This window comes from Amycolatopsis sp. VS8301801F10, assembly GCF_046195355.1.
Classification (GTDB): Bacteria; Actinomycetota; Actinomycetes; order Mycobacteriales; family Pseudonocardiaceae; genus Amycolatopsis.
In genome coordinates, this window is record NZ_CP176065.1 from 8,238,298 (window position 1) to 8,256,432 (window position 18,135).

The window sequence follows — 18,135 nt, forward strand, 5'->3', positions numbered from 1 at the left end:
CCGTTTAGAAACGGTCCCGTATCTTATGGCTCCGAGCTTACGACCGGGCGTTAAGATACGCAAGCGGGTCTAACCGACCGGCTGAACGCGACCGTCCGGAGGGCAGTGGTGAGCGAGCAACGGCGCACGGAGGGCACTCCGACCCGGCGCAGGGGTGCGGCCCTGGAAAACGCGCTCACCGATGCCGCCTGGGAGGTGCTCGTCGAGCAGGGCTACCCCGGCTTCACCTACGAGGCCGTCGCGGCGCGCGCCGGAACCAGCAAGCCAGTGCTGTACCGGCGCTGGCCGCAACGCGAGGATCTCCTCCTCGCCACGCTCGCCCGGCACTGGCGCCCGCTCGACCTCCCCGACACCGGCAGCCTGCGCGAGGACGCCCTCGCCCTCCTGCGCACGGTCAACACCGAGCGGGCCCGCCTGGTCGTGCTCCTGCACCTCCAGCTGGCGAGCTACTTCCACGAAACCGGCACCAGCTTCGGCGACCTGCGCAGCCGCCTTCGCATCGCGGACCAGCCGCCTCCCTTCGCCACGCTCGTCGACCGCGCCGTCAAGCGCGGCGAACTCACGGAGGCACCGCAGTCCGAACGCGTCGTGAACCTGCCCTTCGACCTGATGCGGCACGACATGCTGATGACCATGGGCTCGGTGCCGGACGCGGCGATCGTCGAGATCGTGGACAAGGCGTGGCTGCCGCTGCTCGGGCTGTCGCCGCACAGCACGCGCTGAGTCTCGCTGCGACGCGCCCCTTCATCTCGGCGACTTCGCCACCCCAAGGAAGGCCGCCACCCCCGCACACCACACGCTGAATCTCGCCGCGACGCGCCCTTCATCTCGGCGACTTCGTTGCCAAGGCGGGCCGTAGCCGCAGCTCAGCACGCGCTGAGTCTCACCGCGCCACGCCCACCACCTCGGCCACTTCGCCACCCCAAGGCAAGCCGCCACCACCGCACACCACGCGCTGAATCTCGCTGCGATGCGCTCTCCATCTCGGCCACTTCGCCACCCCAAGGCAAGCCGCCACCACCGCACAGAGGGCAGGAATCTCCGCGGCACCCGGCCTCGCCGCTCACTGGCGCGCGGTCCCCGGGCACCGAGGCAGGCCGTAAACGGACGGAGGGGGCGCGGCATCGCCACGCCCCCTCCGTCAAGGTCCGGTCAGCTGCAGCCGGATGTCGCCCCGCAGCCCTCGCAGGCGTAGCACGAGCCGGCGGGCCGCATCTTCGTGCCGCAGGTCATGCAGAGCGGTGCGTCCGCGGCCTTGCCGAGGTGCAGTTCCATTAGCTCGGCCGTGCTGTGCGCGTCCCGCACCGAAGTGTCCTTTGTGGACTCTTCGGCGGGAGCGGGCGAGGCGTCCACGCTGCCGCGCAACGCGTCGAGGTCGAGGTTCTGGCCGCCGTAGTTCGCCTCGACCTCGGCCGACCGTTCGTCCGCGGTGAAAATGCCCAGCTGGGCCCGCTTCTCGTACGGCAGGTAGTCGAGGGCCAGGCGGCGGAACAGGTAGTCCATGACGCTCGTGGCGATCCGGATGTCCGGGTCGTCGGTCATGCCCGCCGGTTCGAAGCGCAGGTTGGAGAACTTCGAGACGTAGAACTCGAGCGGGATGCCGTGCTGCAGGCCGACCGAGATCGACATCGAGAAGGCGTCCATCACGCCGGACAACGTGGAGCCCTGCTTGCCGAGCTTGACGAAGATCTCGCCGAGGCCGTCGTCCGGGTACGAACCCGCGTGCAGGTAGCCCTCGGCGCCGCCGACGGTGAACGACACCGTCTGGCTCGGGCGCTTCTTCGGCAAGCGGCGGCGCACCGGGCGGTATTCGACGACCTTCTCCGGCTCGGCCTCCGCCGCGGCTTCCTTCTTCTTCGCCGTGGACAGCGGCTGGCCGACCTTGCAGTTGTCGCGGTAGATCGCGAGCGCCTTCAGGCCGAGTTTCCAGCCCTGGAAGTAGATCTCCTCGACGTCCTCGACGGTCGCCGACTCCGGCATGTTGACCGTCTTCGAGATCGCGCCCGAGATGAACGGCTGGACCGCGGCCATCATCCGCACGTGGCCCATCGGCGCGATGGACCGGTCGCCGACCGCGCAGTCGAACACCTCGTAGTGCTCGGGGCGCAGGCCCGGCGCGTCGACCACGTGGCCGTGCTGCGCGACGTACTCGACGATCGCCTCGACCTGCTCGGCCTGGTAGCCCAGCACACGCAGGGCGCGCGGCACGGTCTGGTTCACGATCTGCATCGACCCGCCGCCGACGAGCTTCTTGAACTTCACCAGCGAGAAGTCCGGCTCGATGCCGGTGGTGTCGCAGTCCATCATGAAGCCGATGGTGCCGGTGGGCGCGAGCACCGAGGCCTGCGCGTTGCGCCAGCCGTTGCGGACGCCGAGTTCGATGCCCTTCTTCCACTCCTCCGCCGCGAGCGCGCGGACCGCGGCGTCGTTGCTGTGGTAGGTGCGGACGAGCTCGTTGGCCGCGGCGTGCTTGCGCATGACGCGCTGGTGCGCCTCGGCGTTGCGGGCGTAGCCCTCGTACGGTCCGACGACGCCGGCCAGCTCGGCCGAACGCCGGTAGGACACGCCGGTCATCAGGGACGTGATCGCGGCGGCGAGCGCGCGGCCGCCCTCGGAGTCGTACGCGTGGCCCAGCGCCATCAGCAGCGCGCCGAGGTTGGCGTAGCCGATGCCGAGCTGGCGGAACTTGCGCGTGGTGTCGGCGATCGGCTCGGTCGGGAAGTCGGCGAAGCAGATCGAGATGTCCATCGCGGTGATGACGAATTCGACGGCCTTCGCGAACAGCGGCGCGTCGAACGTGCCCTCTTCGGACACGAACTTCAGCAGGTTGAGCGACGCCAGGTTGCAGCTCGAGTTGTCGAGGTGCATGTACTCGCTGCACGGGTTCGACGCGGTGATCCGGCCCGATTCGGGGCAGGTGTGCCAGTCGTTGATCGTGCTGTCGTACTGGACGCCCGGGTCGGCGCATTCCCACGCCGCCTGCGCCATGCTGCGGAACAGCTTCTTCGCGTCGGTGCGGTCGATGACCTCGCCGGTGAGCCGGGCGCGCAGGCCGAAGTCCGTGCCGTTCTCGACGGCGTGCATGAACTCGTCGGACACGCGGACCGAGTTGTTCGCGTTCTGGTACTGCACCGAGGAGATGTCGGAGCCGGAGAGGTCCATGTCGAACCCGGCGTCGCGGAGGACCTTGATCTTCTCCTCTTCGCGCGCCTTGGTCTGGATGAACTCCTCGATGTCCGGGTGGTCGACGTCGAGCACGACCATCTTCGCCGCGCGCCGGGTGGCGCCGCCGGACTTGATGGTGCCCGCGGACGCGTCGGCGCCGCGCATGAACGAGACCGGGCCGGACGCGGTGCCGCCGGAGGTGAGCAGTTCCTTCGAGGACCGGATGCGCGAAAGGTTGAGGCCCGCGCCGGAGCCGCCCTTGAAGATCAGGCCTTCCTCGCGGTACCAGTTGAGGATCGACTCCATCGTGTCGTCGACGGCGAGGATGAAGCAGGCGGACACCTGCTGCTTCGAGGACGTGCCGACGTTGAACCACACCGGGGAGTTGAAGCTGAAGACCTGGTGCAGCAGCATCCAGGTGAGCTCGTGCTCGAAGATCTCGAGGTCGGACGGGCCGGCGAAGTAATCGTGTTCGGCGGCGGCCTTCACGTAGGTGCGCACCACGCGGTCGATGAGCTGCTTGAGGCTGCTCTCGCGCTGCGGGCTGCCGACCGCGCCGCGGAAGTACTTGCTGGTGACGATGTTGGTCGCGTTGACCGACCAGAACTCGGGGAATTCGACCCCGCGCTGCTCGAAGTTGACGCTGCCGTCGCGCCAGTTCGTCATGACGACGTCGCGGGTCTCCCACGCGACCTCGTCGTAGGGGTGGGTCCCCTCGGTGGTGAAGACCCGCCGGACGGTGAGGCCCTTGTTCGGCTTCTTGTTCTGTCCGGCCGCGGCGCCGGTTCCCACGGTTTCGGTCATGCGGTCCTGTCCCTCGCTCCCCGCGACCGGTGACGGCTCAGTCGTCCCCGGCGCGCTCGCCTTCCTGGTCGTCCGCAGTTCCCGCCATGGCTTTCCGCAGATCGGAGATCTCCTTCTCGAAGTCCTCGACCGAGGAGAAGGAGCGGTAGACGCTGGCGAACCGGAGATACGCGACGCCGTCCAGTTCGCGCAGCGGCCCGAGGATGGCGAGGCCGACCTCGTGGCTGGGGATCTCGGCCAGCCCGGCGGACCGGATCGACTCCTCCACGCGCTGCGCGAGCTTCTGCAGCGCGTCGTCGTCGACCGGACGGCCCTGGCAGGCCCTCCGCACGCCGTTGACCACCTTGTCCCGGCTGAACTGCTCGGTGGCGCCGGACCGTTTGACCACGGCCAGCACCATCGTCTCCGACGTGGTGAAACGCCGTCCGCACTCGGCGCACGAACGCCGCCGCCGGATCGCCTGTCCCTCGTCCACCTCTCGGGAGTCGACGACCCGAGAGTCCGCATGCCGGCAGAACGGGCACCTCATCCGCCGATCACCTTCCCCTCCGCGCCGGTCGATTCCTGTCCCGACCGGCCCCTGCCGCCACGCTACGGCCTGGACCGCGGTCACCGCGCGCGACCCCGCGCCTGGTGATCGACCTGTGGACATCCGGTGGGCAACTGCCGGCCGGCTGTGGACAACTGCCGCCAGTCTACCCCTACCTGTGGACCAACTACAGCGGTGTAACTACTAGATATAGGGGTAGACCTTAGATCGCCTCCGGGGCGGACGCAAGAAACCCGAGAGGGTGAAAGACCGGTTGCGCAAGATGCGACCGGGTGGTTTCCGAGAGTCATGACCCGACGGCGCCCGATTCCCCGCCCGGCCCGGCGACGGACCAGGCGACCGGAACGGTGAGCGGCATGCCGGGCAGCAGGGCGGTGTCGTCGAGGTTGTTGAGCTCCTTGATGCGTTCGACGACCGCGCTCTGGTCGGCATCCGGCGCGAACCGGGCGGCGAGAGCCCCGAGCGAATCGCCGGGCTGCACGGAAACGGAGGCGGTCCGCGTCGGCACCGGGCCGCTGGACACTCCGGCGCCGAACACGCCGAGCCCGGTGACGATGAGGCAGGCCGCGAAGGCGATCGCGAACAGCCAGGGCCACCGCACCGACGGCCGGGCCGCGGCCTGGCAAGCCGAGCCGCCGCGCTGTCCGGCGACGACCCGCTGCCGGGACGGCGGGCGCAACGACTCGCCCCGCCGCTCCCGCGTGGTGCGAGCGGGGTTGGCCGGGACAGCGGCGGGCAGATGCCGGACTGGGGTGCGTCCGCGGGGGTTGCGGGCCGGGGCTTCTTCGGTCTCGACGGCGGACGCTGCCGACGTCTGGAATCCGGCCCGCTCGGCGGACGGTGCCGACGTCTGGAACCCCGCTCGCTCGGCGGACCGCACGGCGGCGGACCGCGGCGCGACAGCCTCGCCCGCCGACCGGAAACCCCGCCCGACGGAGGGCGCGAAGCCACCCGACTCCCCCGCCGACGGCGCACCTCCGCGTCCGGCCGCTGCGCCCCGCGCTGACCGCCCGGACTCGACTAGCTCGCCACCGGCAAGCCCAGCCTCCTCCGCCGCCCGCCAGGCACGCCGCCGTCCAGCCTCGCCGCGCGAACCCTCGCCGGGCCGTTCCGCGCCAAGACCGCGCCGGGCTCCGGTCCGGCCGCGGAGTTCCACCACCTCCGCGGAAACTGCCGCCGAGCCCGGATCAGCGCCCGATTCGGCTCCGGCCTCCCCCGGAACACCATCCTTTCGGGTGGCGTCTGAACGCTCGGTTCGCCGCCGCGAACGGCGTGCCGGACCGCCGGAGCCGGGTTCCCTCCGGGTCGGGGCCGCCCCGTCCGGCGTGGGGCCGCCCTCGGCGGGGCGGACGGCGGGGACGGGCCGTAGCGGGCGGACGAGCCCTCGATCTGCCAGGATCGACATCGCGGAACCTCCTCGTGACCTGCGGATCCGTCCGGTCCGGGCCGTTCACCTGCGCCGCAGCGGTCCAGATCGAACAGGCGTTCTATCGAACGTCCGTGCGAAGGTCTACCACCCCGCACCGACAAAATCGAGAGGACACGGCGTGTCGATCGAACAGATGTTTGAAATCGTCGCGCGGGGTGGCTAACGTCGGTGACCAGGACATCTGCCGGACCGGCTCCGGCGGGTGCCGCCGGACGGGCGGTCGCGGAAAACGCGGCTTCCGGACCGGCGCACGCGGACACGCGCGGGACGCCGACACGGCGACCGCGGGACGGCTGGAGGCGACGCAGCGTTGGAGAAGGACACGGTGAAGGGCACCGCGGCGAAAGGGGCCAAGGGGGCCTCGCGAGGCAAGGCGTCCGCACAATCCGCGCGCGAGTCCGGCCACGAGAGCACGGGGAAGGTGAGCGCCATGCCGGAGGTGTACGACGTGGACGAGACGCTGACCGTCCGCCAGCAGCAGGTGCTCGACGTCATCCGCACGTGGGTGAGCCGATTCGGCTACCCGCCGAGCGTGCGCGAGATCGGCGAGGCGGTGGGGCTCACGTCCACGTCGTCGGTGTCGCACCAGCTGCGCGCGCTGCAGCGCAAGGGCTACCTGCGCCGCGACGCGAACCGGCCGCGCGCGGTGGGCGTGCTCGCGTCCACGGACGACAACCCGATGGGCATCGAGATGGACCAGCAGCCGTCCGTGCCGAAGGCGGCCTACGTGCCGCTGGTCGGCCGGATCGCGGCAGGCGGTCCGGTGCTCGCCGAACAGGCCGTCGAGGATGTTTTCCCGCTGCCGCGCGAAATCGTCGGCGAGGGCGAACTGTTCCTGCTGAGCGTCACCGGCGATTCGATGGTGGACGCCGCGATCACCGACGGCGACTGGGTCGTGGTCCGGCAGCAGCCCGCCGCGGAGAACGGGGACATCGTCGCCGCCATGATCGACGGCGAGGCCACGGTGAAGACGTTCAAGCGCAAGGACGGACACGTGTGGCTGATGCCGCACAACGACGCGTACGAACCCATCCCTGGCGATGACGCGTCGATCTTGGGCAAGGTCGTGGCGGTACTGCGCCGACTCTGAGCCGTGGCTTGGCCCCCTCCCCCGGTCCGGGGCGAGGGGGCGAGCATCAGGGCTCGGGCATTGCCGGTAGCTGCGGGCTGCGCCATGTCAGGCGCAGCGCCAGGACAGAAGCAGCGGCGCGGGCGAAGCGGGACCGCGTCAATGGCGGCGGTGCCAGGGACGCGTCTTGCCAGACGCCAAGAACGGCGCCGCCACTGCGCTCATCGATCGGAGCGGGCACGCCGAGAACGGCATCGCGGGCTACAGCTCGCCGATCAGAGCGGCACGCCAAGTACGGCACCGCAACAGCACCTCCCCAATCGGAGCGACGCACCAAGTACGGCACCGCAACTACAGCTCCCCGATCGAAGCGGCACACAAAAACAGCTCCGCAACTGCAACCCCCGACCGGAGCGGCACGCCAAGAGCGGCGGTGCGTCAAGAAAGCACCGCGCCCAGACCAGTGCATCAAGAACGGGTGCCCCATCGGGCGCAGCGCGTCAGGAACGGGTGCCCATCGGGAACAGCGCGTCAGGAACGGCGGCGTTTCCTCGCCAGCAAGAACCAAGCACCGAGCACCACCACCGCGGCAACGGCGGCAGCCGGGACGAGCGGGAAACCGCCGGAGTCCGGCTCCGCTGGTTGTGGCGTGGCGGCACCGCCGGGTTTCGGCGCAGGGGCTTGCGGGGTGACCAACGCCGTCGCGTTCTTGATTGCCCGCACTGGTTCTCCGACGCCTTCGCTCGCGGACAGCAACGTGCCGTCCGGTTCAAACGCGATGGCCTCGCCCTGCTTCTCGTTCGGCAACGGGATCCGGACCGGCTCTCGTTGCAAAGCTGCTGCCACGTCCCCGTCCGGAGCGGCGTACAAATACGCGTCCGTGTAAGTCCGGAGTGCGATGACCTTGCCGTCCGCGCTGGTCGCGCCTCCGGTGATCAGTGCCGAGCCGAACGAGCCCACCGGGCCGCCTGGGGTGTCGGTGCTGTGGACTCGCAGGGTGCCGACCTGCTCCAGCTTCGTCGGTCCCGGAGCCGCCAGCGGGCCCGAAGGGCGGTAGACCTTCGAGGTGCCCAGCAGGTCCTTGGTCACCAGGAACGGCGTGCCGGACTGGTCCAGGACCAAAGCCTCCGTGTCGTGCGGACCGTCCGGGTAAGTCAGGCGGTGCACGACTGCCGCGCCACCGGCCGGTTTCAGCTCCAGCAAAGCGACCGTTTCACGTTTGGCGCGGTTGTCCCCGGTGTCCGACAGCCACAGCGTGCCGTCTTTGCCGCGGGCGAGGTCCTCGACGTCGTAGGGGTCCGTCGGGTCCGTCAGGACGTCCTTGACCTGGCATTTCCGGTCCAGGACGAAGACCTGCACCTTCGTGCCGCCGTCGTTGATCGCGTACCAGTGTTCGCCGTCGGAAGCCAAGCCGGACAGCTCGTTGAGGCGCTTGTCCGCGACCTGGCACAGCGTTTCGGGAGCAGGAGCTGCCGCGGCCGGGACCGCGCCCGCGAGCAGCAAGACAGCCGTCAGTGCCAGGACGACCCGCACCAGTTCACCTCCGTAGTGCACGGCCCGTTCGGACCGTGCACTACGGAAGACGTTCAGAGCGCCGAGGCGTTGGTCTCGAACGCCCGCAGAGCCGCGGCGAGGTCGGCCCGGACCCGCACCTTCAGGCGCGTGCCGTCGGCGACGTGCTCCTCTTCCAGCACCTCGCCCTCCGCGTGCGCCCGCGACACGAGTTCGCCCCGCGAGTACGGGACCAGCACGTCGATCACCGTTTCCGCCCTCGGCAGCCGCTCGGCCAGCACCTCGGCCAGGTCGGCCACGCCCGAACCGGTGCGCGCGGAGATCTGCACCGAACCGGGCAGCGCGTGCCGCAGCCGGGCCAGGGTGACGTCGTCGGCCGCGTCGGCCTTGTTGATCACCAGCAGCTCCGGCGGGAGCGGCTCCTTGCGGCTGCGGGTGATCTCGGCGAGCACCTCGCGCACCGCGTTGACCTGGTCCTCCGGGGCCGGGTCGGACCCGTCCACGACGTGCAGGAGCAGGTCGGCGTCGGCCGCCTCCTCCAGCGTCGAGCGGAACGCGTCCACCAGCTGGTGCGGCAGGTGCCGCACGAACCCGACGGTGTCGGTCAACGTGAACGTGCGCCCGTCGGCCGTCTGGGCCCGGCGCGTGGTCGGGTCCAGGGTGGCGAACAGCGCGTCCTCCACCAGCACTCCGGCCCCGGTCAGGGCGTTGAGCAGGCTCGACTTGCCGGCGTTGGTGTAGCCGACGATCGCCACGCTCGGCACCTCGTTGGCCACGCGCCTGCCGCGCTTGGTCTCGCGGATGGTGTCCATCGCGGCGATCTCCCGGCGCAGCTTCGCCACGCGCTTGCTGATCCGCCGCCGGTCCGTCTCCAGCTTCGTCTCACCAGGTCCGCGCAGGCCCACGCCGCCGTTCGCGCCGCCCGCGCGGCCGCCTGCCTGCCGGGACAGCGCCGAACCCCACCCGCGCAGCCGCGGGACGAGGTACTGCAGCTGGGCCAGCTCGACCTGCGCCTTGCCCTCCTTGGAGCGGGCGTGCTGGGCGAAGATGTCGAGGATCAGGGCGGTCCGGTCGATCACCTTGACCTTGACCTTCTCCTCCAGCTGGCGCAGCTGGCCGGGCGAAAGCTCGCCGTCGCAGATCACCGTGTCGGCTCCGGTGGCCACGACCACGTCGCGCAGCTCGCGCACCTTGCCGGAACCCACGTAGGTCGCCGGGTCGGGCTTCTGCCGCCGCTGGACGAGGCCTTCGAGCACCTCCGAGCCCGCCGTCTCGGCCAGTCGCGCCAGTTCGGCCAGCGACGCTTCGGACTGCTGGGCGGTGCCTTCAGTCCACACGCCGACCAGCACGACGCGCTCCAGGCGAAGCTGCCGGTACTCGACCTCGGTGATGTCCTCGAGCTCGGTCGACAGGCCCGCGACCCGGCGCAGCGACGCGCGGTCCTCGAGCTCCATCTCCCCGACCGAGGGGTCGTAGGGGTCGTTGTCGTCGTAAAAGTCTTCGTGTGTCTGTTCTGTCATCGTGCCTCCATGGTCCCACGTTTCGCCGCGGGAACCGAACGGATTACCTGCTGGGATAGACCGAGACGTACACGGCCGTGCGTTCCGAGGCCGGATCACGCGGTCTGGCCTTGAATTCTTCGAGCAATCCGTCGAGCCGCCGCTTGAACTCCGCGACGTCGCCGGCGGGCACCTGGACCACGAGCCGGGTCGTCTCGGTCTCCGCCAGGTCCGCCTCGGCCATTTCTGCCAGGTAGGCCTCGAGCATGGCCTGGTTGACCGAGACGGCGTCCTCGCCGGCGTTGTCCAGCTGCCAGGAAAGCCCGGTGGACAGGTACGGGATCTCCTTCGCCCCGCGCGCGCCCCGGCGCGGTTCCTGCGGAACGAGAAAACCGGTGTCCACCAGCCGCCGCACGTGGTGCAGCGTGGTCGCCGGGTCGCGGCCGAGCCGCGCCGCCAGCTCCTTGTTCGTCATCGCCTCGAAAGAGGTCAACCGGATGATGCGCAGCCGTATTCCGGACGCGAGCGCGGCCGCCTCGGCTTCGGTGGAGGGACGTCGGTGCAGCGACATGGAGAGCAGCCTAAGCAAAGTGATTGACACTTTCCAATCACTCGGCGACACTCGATCGGGTGCGTCGTGACTCACTGTTCTTCCACGCCGATTTCCGCAGGCTGTGGGCCGGGGACACGGCGAGCCAGCTGGGGATGTTCGTCGGGGTCACGGCCATTCCGCTGCTCGCTGCCGTCACCCTGGCCGCCACGCCGTTCGAGATGGGCCTGCTGACCATGGCCGAGACGCTCGGCTTCCTGGTCCTCGGCCTGCCCGCGGGCGTCTGGGTGGACCGGATGCGCAAGCGGCCGCTCATGCTCGCCGCCGACCTGGTCCGCGGGGTGCTGCTGCTCAGCGTCCCGCTCGCCTGGTGGGCCGGCGTGCTCACCATGGCGCAGGTGCTGGCGGTCGTGCTGTTCGTCGGCTTCGCGACGGTGTTCTTCGACGTCTCCTACCAGGCGTATCTGCCCGCGCTGGTCGGCCGCGAAAAGCTGCTGGAAGGCAACGCGAAACTGCAGGGCGTGCAGTCGTCGGCGCAGATCGCCGGACCGAGCCTCGCCGGCGTGCTCGTGCAGGTCATCGGCGCGGCCAGCACGGTACTGGTCACCGGTCTCGGCTACCTCACGTCCGCGCTGTGCCTGTGGCGCATCCGCACCGTCGAAACCCTCCCGGAACGCACCGAGCACGACCGCCTGGTGCCGCAGATGCTCGAAGGCCTCCGGTTCGTCCTCGCCGACCGGCCGCTGCGCGCGATCGTCGCCTGCACCGCCACCTCCAACTTCTTCGGCGGAGTGGTCCAGGCCGTCCAGGTGCTGTTCCTGACCCGCACCGCCGGGCTGAAGCCGGCCGAGGTCGGCGGCCTGCTCGCGGTGAGCGGGGTCGGCGGCATCGCGGCCGCGCTGTGCGCCGGGCCGATCATCCGCAGGATCGGGCAGGCCCGGTCGATCTGGCTGGTCCCGGTGCTGTTCTGGCCGGGCGAGATCCTGATCCTGCTCGCCGGCCCGGAATGGCGGATCGCGCTCGCCGGGCTGGGGATGGCCGCGTTCGGGTTCGGCGTGATCCTCTACAACATCGCCCAGGTCTCCTACCGGCAGGCGATCACGCCGGATCGGCTGCTGGGCCGGATGAACGCGAGCGTCCGGTTCGTCGTCTGGGGAGCGCTGCCGCTCGGCGGGCTGCTGGGCGGCGGGCTCGGCGAATGGCTCGGGCTCGCCGGCGCGCTGGCGATCGGCACCGTCGGGCCGGTCGCGGGCGCGCTGTGGGTGATCTGCTCGCCGCTGCGGCGCATGCGGGACCTGCCCGCGGGCGGGGAAATCGCTGTACCCGCCCCGTAAAGTGCGGGCATGAACGAGAAGATCCCGCACCAAGTCCGCGTCGACGGCCTGGCCGCCAAATGGGTACCGGTGTGGGAACGCGAAGGCGTATACCGGTTCGACCGGACTCGCCCGGACGTCTACTCGATCGACACGCCGCCGCTGACCGCGAGCGGTTCGCTGCACATCGGGCACGTCTTCTCCTACACGCACACCGACGTTCTCGCGCGCTACCAACGGATGCGCGGCCGTTCGGTCTTCTACCCGGTCGGCTGGGACGACAACGGCCTGCCCACCGAACGCCGCGTGCAGAACCATTTCGGCGTGCGTTGCGAACCGTCGCTGCCCTACGACCCGTCTTTCACTCCGCCGGAAAAGCCCGGCAAGAACGCGATTCCGGTGTCCCGGCGGAATTTCGTCGAACTGTGCCGCCAGCTGACCGAAACCGACGAGAAGGTGTTCGAGGAGGTCTGGCGGAGCATCGGGCTTTCGGTGGACTGGACGCTCGCCTATCAGACGATCGACCCGGCCACCACGGAAATCTCGCAGCGCGCGTTCCTGCGCAACCTCGCGCGCGGCGAGGCGTACCAATCCGAAGCCCCGACGCTGTGGGATGTCACCTTCCGCACCGCGGTCGCGCAGGCCGAACTGGAAGACCGCGAGCGTCCCGGCGCGTATCACGACCTCGTGTTCACCGCTGACGACGGCGCGGAGGTGCTGATCTCCACCACGCGGCCCGAGTTGCTGCCCGCGTGCGTCGCCCTCGTCGCGCATCCGGACGACGAGCGCTACCAAGGCCTTGTCGGGAAGACCGTGCGCACGCCGGTGTTCGGCGTCGAGGTGCCGGTGCACGCGCACCACCTCGCGGATCCGGAGAAGGGCACCGGCATCGCGATGGTGTGCACCTTCGGCGACACCACTGACGTCACCTGGTGGCGCGCGCTGCAGCTCGAAACGCGTCCGGTGCTGGGCCGCGACGGCCGGTTCCGCTCCGAACCGCCGCACGGTGTTCCGGCCGCCAGATACGAACCGCTGGCGGGCAAGACTGTCCACACTGGACGCCAGATCCTGGTGGACCTCCTGCGCGAGGCGGGCGCGCTGCGCGGCGAGCCGAGGCCGATCACGCATCCGGTGAAGTTCTACGAAAAGGGCGACAAGCCGCTGGAGATCGTCACGAGCCGCCAGTGGTACCTGCGCAACGGCGGCCGCGACGACGCCCTGCGCGCGAAACTGCTGGAGCGCGGCGAGGAGCTGAACTGGGTCCCGCCGCACATGCGGGTGCGCTACCGCAGCTGGGTCGAGGGCTTGACCAGCGACTGGCTGATCAGCCGCCAGCGGTTCTTCGGCGTGCCGATCCCGGTCTGGTACCCGCTGGACGCCGACGGGGAGCCGGACCACGACGCGGTGCTGACGCCGGACGACGCGAGCCTGCCGGTCGACCCGAGCACCGACGTTCCGCCGGGCTACACCGAAGAACAGCGCGGCGTGCCGGGCGGCTTCGTCGCGGAGGCGGACGTGATGGACACCTGGGCGACGTCGTCGCTGACGCCGCAGATCGCTGGGCGCTGGAGCCTCGACGACGACCTGTTCCGCCGCGTGTTCCCGTTCTCGCTGCGGCCGCAGGCGCACGAGATCATCCGCACCTGGCTGTTCTCCACCGCGGTCCGCGCCGAGCTGGAGGAAGGCGTGCTGCCGTGGCGCGACGCGGTGATCTCCGGCTGGGTGCTCGACCCGGACCGGAAGAAGATGTCGAAATCGGTCGGCAACGTCGTCACGCCGGCGGATCTGCTGGAGCGGCACGGTTCCGACGCGGTGCGCTACTGGGCGGCGAGCGCGCGGCCGGGCGTGGACACGGCGGTCGACGAAGGCCAGATGAAGGTCGGGCGACGGCTGGCGACGAAACTGTTGAACGTAAGCAAATTCGTGCTCGGCCTCGGGACTCCCCAGCCGGAATCGGCCGCGACGGAACCGCTGGACCGGTCCGTGCTCGCCGCGCTGGCGAAGGTGCTCGAGGAAGCGACGGCCGCGTTCGAGGCGCTCGACCAGGCGCGCGCGTTGCAGGTGACCGAGACGTTCTTCTGGACGTTCTGCGACGACTACGTGGAGCTGGTGAAGGCCCGCGCGTACGGCGATCTCGGCGCGGAGGCGGCGGAATCGGCACAGGTGGCGCTGCGGACGGTGCTGTCGGCGTTGGTGCGGATGTTCGCACCGGTGCTGCCGTTCGCCACCGAAGAGATCTGGTCGTGGTGGCAGAAGGGGTCGGTGCACCGGGCGCCGTGGCCGTCGGCGCCGGTGGTCGACGGTGATCCGTCGCTGCTGACGCTGGCGGGCGAGGTGATCGCGGCAGTGCGGCGGGCGAAGACGGACGCGAAGGTGTCGATGCGCTCGCCAGTCGAGACGCTGACCGTGGGCGGCCCGGCGGAGACGCTGACCCGGTTCGCCGCGGTGGCCTCGGATGTCCGGCTCGCCGGGGCGATCGGCGAGGTCGCCACGAGCGACGGCGACTTTTCGCTCGAGGTCAAGATCGCGACCCCGTAGGGTGGTTTTCGTGGATTCCTACGTGCTCGTCGTCGCCGATGTGTCCAGCAGCCCCGAGAACGCCGAGGAGTTCGGCCGGGTGCTGCACGAGTTCGCGGCCGCGTGCCGCGAAGAACCGGGCTGCCTGTCGTACGAGGTGTTCCGCTCCGACGAAACGCCGGGGCGGTACGTGAGCATCGAGAAGTACGCCGACGACGCGGCGTTCAAGGCGCATCGCGAGTCGGACCACTTCCGGGAGATCGGCGTGGGCCGCGTGCTGCCGCTGACCGTCGACCGCGACGTGCGGATGTACGACCGGCCCCGGGAAATCCCGCCGGCGAGCTGACTCCGCCGCGGCCGGCCGGGAGCGGCGGGCCGGGGTTCTGTCCCCGGCTTGCCGCTCAGGCCGGCGAACCGGCGGCGGCCCACCAGGCTTCGTCCAGCTCGCCGCGGGCCACGATCTCGGCCGGCCCGGTCAGCGTGGATTCGCCGCGCCCGACGGTGACCGTCACGCGGCCGCCCGGGATGTCCACTGTGGACTCGCCGGTGTCCTTGCCCGCGAGGTGCAGCGAGGCGGCCACCGCGGCGACCGTGCCGGTGCCGCAGGCGCGCGTCTCGCCGACGCCGCGTTCGTGGACGCGCATCCGCAGCGCGCCCTCGCCGAGCACGTTGACGAATTCCAGGTTGACCCCGGCCGGGAAGAAATCGTGGTCGAAATCGGGCTGGTCGCGCAGGTCGAGGCCGGCGATGTCGGTTTCGGTGACCGACACCAGGTGCGGGTTGCCGACGTTCACCGCCACCCCGGAGAACGGCTGCCCGGCCACCACGGTGACCGACGTGCCGGTGATCGCCGCCGGGCCCATCTGCACGGTGACCGAACGGTCCGGGTGCACGACGACCGGCCGGTCGCCGGCGCGGGTGCCGATGACGAACTCGCCCGCCTCGGCCAGCCCGGCGTCGACCAGGTAGCGCGCGAAAACGCGGGTGCCGTTGCCGCACATCTCGGCGATCGACCCGTCGGCGTTGCGGTAGTCCATGAACCACTCGCCTGCCGACTCTTCGCCGATCGCCTTCGCCCGGACGACGCGCAGCACGCCGTCCGCGCCGATGCCCCGCTGCCGGTCGCACAGCGCGGCGACCCGCTCCGCCGTCAGGTCCAGGCGGGCGGCCGCGTCGGGCAGCAGCACGAAGTCGTTCTGCGTGCCGTGGCCCTTGAGGAATTCGATGCCGCCCATGCGTCCAGGCTACTGGTCGAGCGCGGCGAGGACCCGCGCGGCCAGGTCCGCCGATCCGCCGTCGAACCACTGGATCCGCTTGTCGCGGCGGAACCACGAACGCTGCCGCCGCACGAACCGCCGCGTGGCCTGCGCGGTCGCCGCCGCGGCTGCCGCGAAGTCGCGTTCTCCGTCCAGCTCGGCCAGCACCTGCTGGTAGCCGAGCGCCCGCGAAGCCGTTTTCCCGTCCCGCAAACCGCGGCCCAGCAACGCGCGCACCTCGTCTACGAGACCGGCCTCGAACATCCGCTCCACCCGCAGGTCGACGCGCTCGTCCAGCTCGGCGACCTCGCGGTCGATCCCGATCAGCACGGTGTCCCAGCGCGCCGGACCCGGTTTCGGCAGGTTCGCCGAGAACGGTTCGCCGGTGATCTCGATGACCTCCAGCGCCCGCACGATGCGCCGGGTGTTCGTGGGCAGGATCGCCGCCGCGGCGACCGGATCGCGCTCCCCCAGGCGGGTGTAGAGCGCGGCGGTGCCGAGTTCGGCGGCCTCCTCGTCGAGCCGTGCGCGCACCGCGGGGTCGGTGCCCGGGAACCGGAGATCGTCCAGCACCGCTTGCACGTACAGCCCGGAGCCGCCGGTCAGCACCGGAACCCGGCCCGCGGCGAGAATCCGCTCGATCGTGCTCCGGGCGTCCCGCTGATAGGCGGCCACCGACGCGGTCTCGGTCACGTCGAGTACGTCCAGCAGGTGGTGCGGGACCCCTCGCCGTTCCTCCGCGGTCGCTTTGGCGGTGCCGATGTCCATGCCCCGGTAGAGCTGGAGCGCGTCGGCGTTGACCACCTCGCCGCCCAGCGCCAGCGCGAGTTCGACGGCCAACGCGGTCTTCCCGGTGGCGGTGGGGCCGACGACGGCCACCGGACGAGGCCGTTGAGCAGGGCTGATCACGCCGCAGAACGGTACCCGGCCGGGGCGGGACGCGGGCACGGAGCGTCAAGGAGAAGTAGGATCAACGCTTTCAGGCGGCTCATCCAGTACCACGGCGCGCGCTGAGCTGCTTGAATGCCGCTGGGGCCCCATGCCCCCGGCAGAGCACGACACCAGCGTAACCCGGCCCCGCTCCCGCGGCGGGGCGCCCGCAGCCGCGGGCGTACAGGCGATAAGGAGCCTGCGATGGCCCAGGAGAACACGTCCCCCGGCACCCCGGCACCGCACCCGGTGCCGCACGCGCAGGGCGCCGGTCATGCCGCGCCTCCGGTGCCGCCCGCCGAGCCCAGTCCCGCCACCTGGGGCCGGGTCGACGGGGAAGGCACCGTTTACGTCTTCACCGCCGACGGCGAACGCGAGGTCGGGGTCTGGCAGGCCGGCACGCCCGAGGAGGGCCTGCTGCACTACGCGCGCCGCTTCGACGACGTGCGCACCGAGGTCGAACTGCTCGAAACGCGGCTGAATTCCGGCGCGGGCGACCCGAAGCACGCGCTGTCGAGCGCCACCCAGATCCGCGACGGGCTCGGCGAGGCGGCCGTGGTCGGCGACCTGAAGGCGCTCGCCGCGCGGCTCGAGTACGTGATCGGGCTGGCGGAGAAGGCGCTGGTCAACGTCAAGCACGAACGCGAGGAAGCCCGGGCCGCCGCGGTCGCGCGCAAGCAGGCGCTGGCCGACGAGGCGGAGAAGATCGCCGCCGAGTCCACCCAGTGGAAGGCCGCGGGCGACCGGCTGCGCGCGATCCTCGACGAGTGGAAGACGGTCAAGGGCGTCGACCGCAAGACCGACGACGAGCTGTGGAAGCGCTTCTCGAAGGCGCGCGAGGCGTTCAACCGCCGCCGCGGCTCGCACTTCGCGGAGCTGGACAAGCAGCGGGCGAGCGCGAAGCAGCGCAAGGAAGAGCTGATCGCCGAGGCCGAGGCGCTGTCCGACTCGGACGACTGGGGCGCCACCGCGGGCCGGTACAAGGAGCTGATGGCCGAGTGGAAGGCCGCCGGACGCGCTCCGAAGGACAGCGACGAGGCGTTGTGGCAGCGGTTCCGCGCGGCGCAGGACGCGTTCTTCGCCCGCCGCTCGGCAGTGTTTTCCGAACGCGACGCGGAGTTCGCCGGCAACGCCCAGCGCAAGGAAGAACTGCTGGTCGAGGCCGAGAAGATCGACGTGGCGGCCAACCTCGACGCGGCCAAGGCGGCGCTGCGCCGGATCCAGGAGCAGTGGGACGAGATCGGCAAGGTCCCGCGCGAGCGCATCCGCGAACTGGACGGACGGCTCAAGGCGGTGCAGGACGCGGTGAAGTCGGCCGAGGACAGCCGCTGGCGCCGCACCGACCCGGAGGCGCAGGCGCGGGCCGCGCAGTTCCGGGAGCGCGTCGAGCAGTTCGAATCGCAGGCCGCGAAGGCCCGCGCCGCCGGGGACGAGCGGCGGGCGAAGAAGGCCGAGGAACAGGCCGCCCAGTGGCGGGAATGGCTGGAGGCCGCGGAAGCCGCGGTCGCCGATCGCTGAGTTCGAGCGCGGGACAAGGGCCG

Annotated in this window: 14 protein-coding genes; 6 read left to right on the top strand and 8 right to left on the bottom strand. The window is 70.7% G+C overall.

Going from position 1 to position 18,135, the window contains the following annotated elements; translation table 11 throughout:
- Window positions 1–105: 105 nt before the first annotated feature.
- A complete protein-coding gene (locus tag F9C11_RS37735; RefSeq protein WP_409182129.1) occupies window positions 106–723 on the top strand; it encodes a TetR/AcrR family transcriptional regulator in 618 nt (205 codons plus the stop codon).
- 429 nt (window positions 724–1,152) lie between these two features.
- Here F9C11_RS37735 and F9C11_RS37740 read toward each other — a convergent pair whose 3' ends face one another.
- From F9C11_RS37740 to F9C11_RS37750, 3 genes are all read right to left on the bottom strand, one after another.
- Complete coding sequence (locus F9C11_RS37740) at window positions 1,153–3,969, bottom strand: vitamin B12-dependent ribonucleotide reductase (RefSeq protein ID WP_409182130.1); 2,817 nt, start codon at window positions 3,967–3,969, stop codon at window positions 1,153–1,155.
- A gap of 37 nt (window positions 3,970–4,006) precedes the next feature.
- Window positions 4,007–4,498: a transcriptional regulator NrdR gene (nrdR, locus tag F9C11_RS37745; RefSeq protein ID WP_409182131.1), complete on the bottom strand. Its 492-nt coding sequence runs from the start codon at window positions 4,496–4,498 to the stop codon at window positions 4,007–4,009.
- 307 nt (window positions 4,499–4,805) lie between these two features.
- A complete protein-coding gene (locus F9C11_RS37750; RefSeq protein ID WP_409182132.1) occupies window positions 4,806–5,399 on the bottom strand; it encodes a LysM peptidoglycan-binding domain-containing protein in 594 nt (197 codons plus the stop codon).
- Window positions 5,400–6,378: 979 nt separating this feature from the next.
- Between F9C11_RS37750 and lexA the strand changes: the two genes are divergently transcribed.
- The gene (lexA, locus tag F9C11_RS37755) at window positions 6,379–7,038 is read left to right on the top strand and encodes a transcriptional repressor LexA (protein ID WP_067593639.1); all 660 of its coding nucleotides are present in this window, start codon (window positions 6,379–6,381) and stop codon (window positions 7,036–7,038) included.
- Between the two features lie 510 nt (window positions 7,039–7,548).
- On the opposite strand, the gene F9C11_RS37760 is transcribed toward lexA, so the two are convergent.
- From F9C11_RS37760 to F9C11_RS37770, 3 genes are read right to left on the bottom strand one after another with little or no spacing between them, the layout of a single operon-like run.
- Window positions 7,549–8,550, bottom strand: coding sequence for a hypothetical protein (locus F9C11_RS37760; protein ID WP_409182133.1), 1,002 nt, complete (start codon window positions 8,548–8,550; stop codon window positions 7,549–7,551).
- Window positions 8,551–8,603: 53 nt separating this feature from the next.
- Complete coding sequence (gene hflX / locus F9C11_RS37765) at window positions 8,604–10,049, bottom strand: GTPase HflX (protein WP_409182134.1); 1,446 nt, start codon at window positions 10,047–10,049, stop codon at window positions 8,604–8,606.
- Window positions 10,050–10,092: 43 nt separating this feature from the next.
- On the bottom strand, window positions 10,093–10,599 hold the full coding sequence (locus tag F9C11_RS37770) for an ArsR/SmtB family transcription factor (protein ID WP_409182135.1): 507 nt from the start codon (window positions 10,597–10,599) through the stop codon (window positions 10,093–10,095).
- 59 nt (window positions 10,600–10,658) lie between these two features.
- Between F9C11_RS37770 and F9C11_RS37775 the strand changes: the two genes are divergently transcribed.
- From F9C11_RS37775 to F9C11_RS37785, 3 genes are read left to right on the top strand one after another with little or no spacing between them, the layout of a single operon-like run.
- Entirely contained in the window at window positions 10,659–11,912 is a 1,254-nt protein-coding gene (locus F9C11_RS37775; RefSeq protein WP_409182137.1) for an MFS transporter, read from the top strand.
- A gap of 9 nt (window positions 11,913–11,921) precedes the next feature.
- Window positions 11,922–14,429 (top strand): valine--tRNA ligase, encoded by a 2,508-nt coding sequence (gene valS / locus F9C11_RS37780; protein ID WP_409182138.1) that lies wholly within the window; start codon window positions 11,922–11,924, stop codon window positions 14,427–14,429.
- 10 nt (window positions 14,430–14,439) lie between these two features.
- Window positions 14,440–14,754: a putative quinol monooxygenase gene (locus tag F9C11_RS37785; RefSeq protein WP_409182139.1), complete on the top strand. Its 315-nt coding sequence runs from the start codon at window positions 14,440–14,442 to the stop codon at window positions 14,752–14,754.
- A gap of 55 nt (window positions 14,755–14,809) precedes the next feature.
- On the opposite strand, the gene dapF is transcribed toward F9C11_RS37785, so the two are convergent.
- Entirely contained in the window at window positions 14,810–15,643 is an 834-nt protein-coding gene (dapF, locus tag F9C11_RS37790; RefSeq protein WP_409182140.1) for a diaminopimelate epimerase, read from the bottom strand.
- Between the two features lie 9 nt (window positions 15,644–15,652).
- Entirely contained in the window at window positions 15,653–16,573 is a 921-nt protein-coding gene (miaA, locus tag F9C11_RS37795) for a tRNA (adenosine(37)-N6)-dimethylallyltransferase MiaA (RefSeq protein WP_409182141.1), read from the bottom strand.
- Between the two features lie 225 nt (window positions 16,574–16,798).
- Between miaA and F9C11_RS37800 the strand changes: the two genes are divergently transcribed.
- Entirely contained in the window at window positions 16,799–18,112 is a 1,314-nt protein-coding gene (locus F9C11_RS37800) for a DUF349 domain-containing protein (protein ID WP_409182142.1), read from the top strand.
- Window positions 18,113–18,135: the final 23 nt, after the last annotated feature.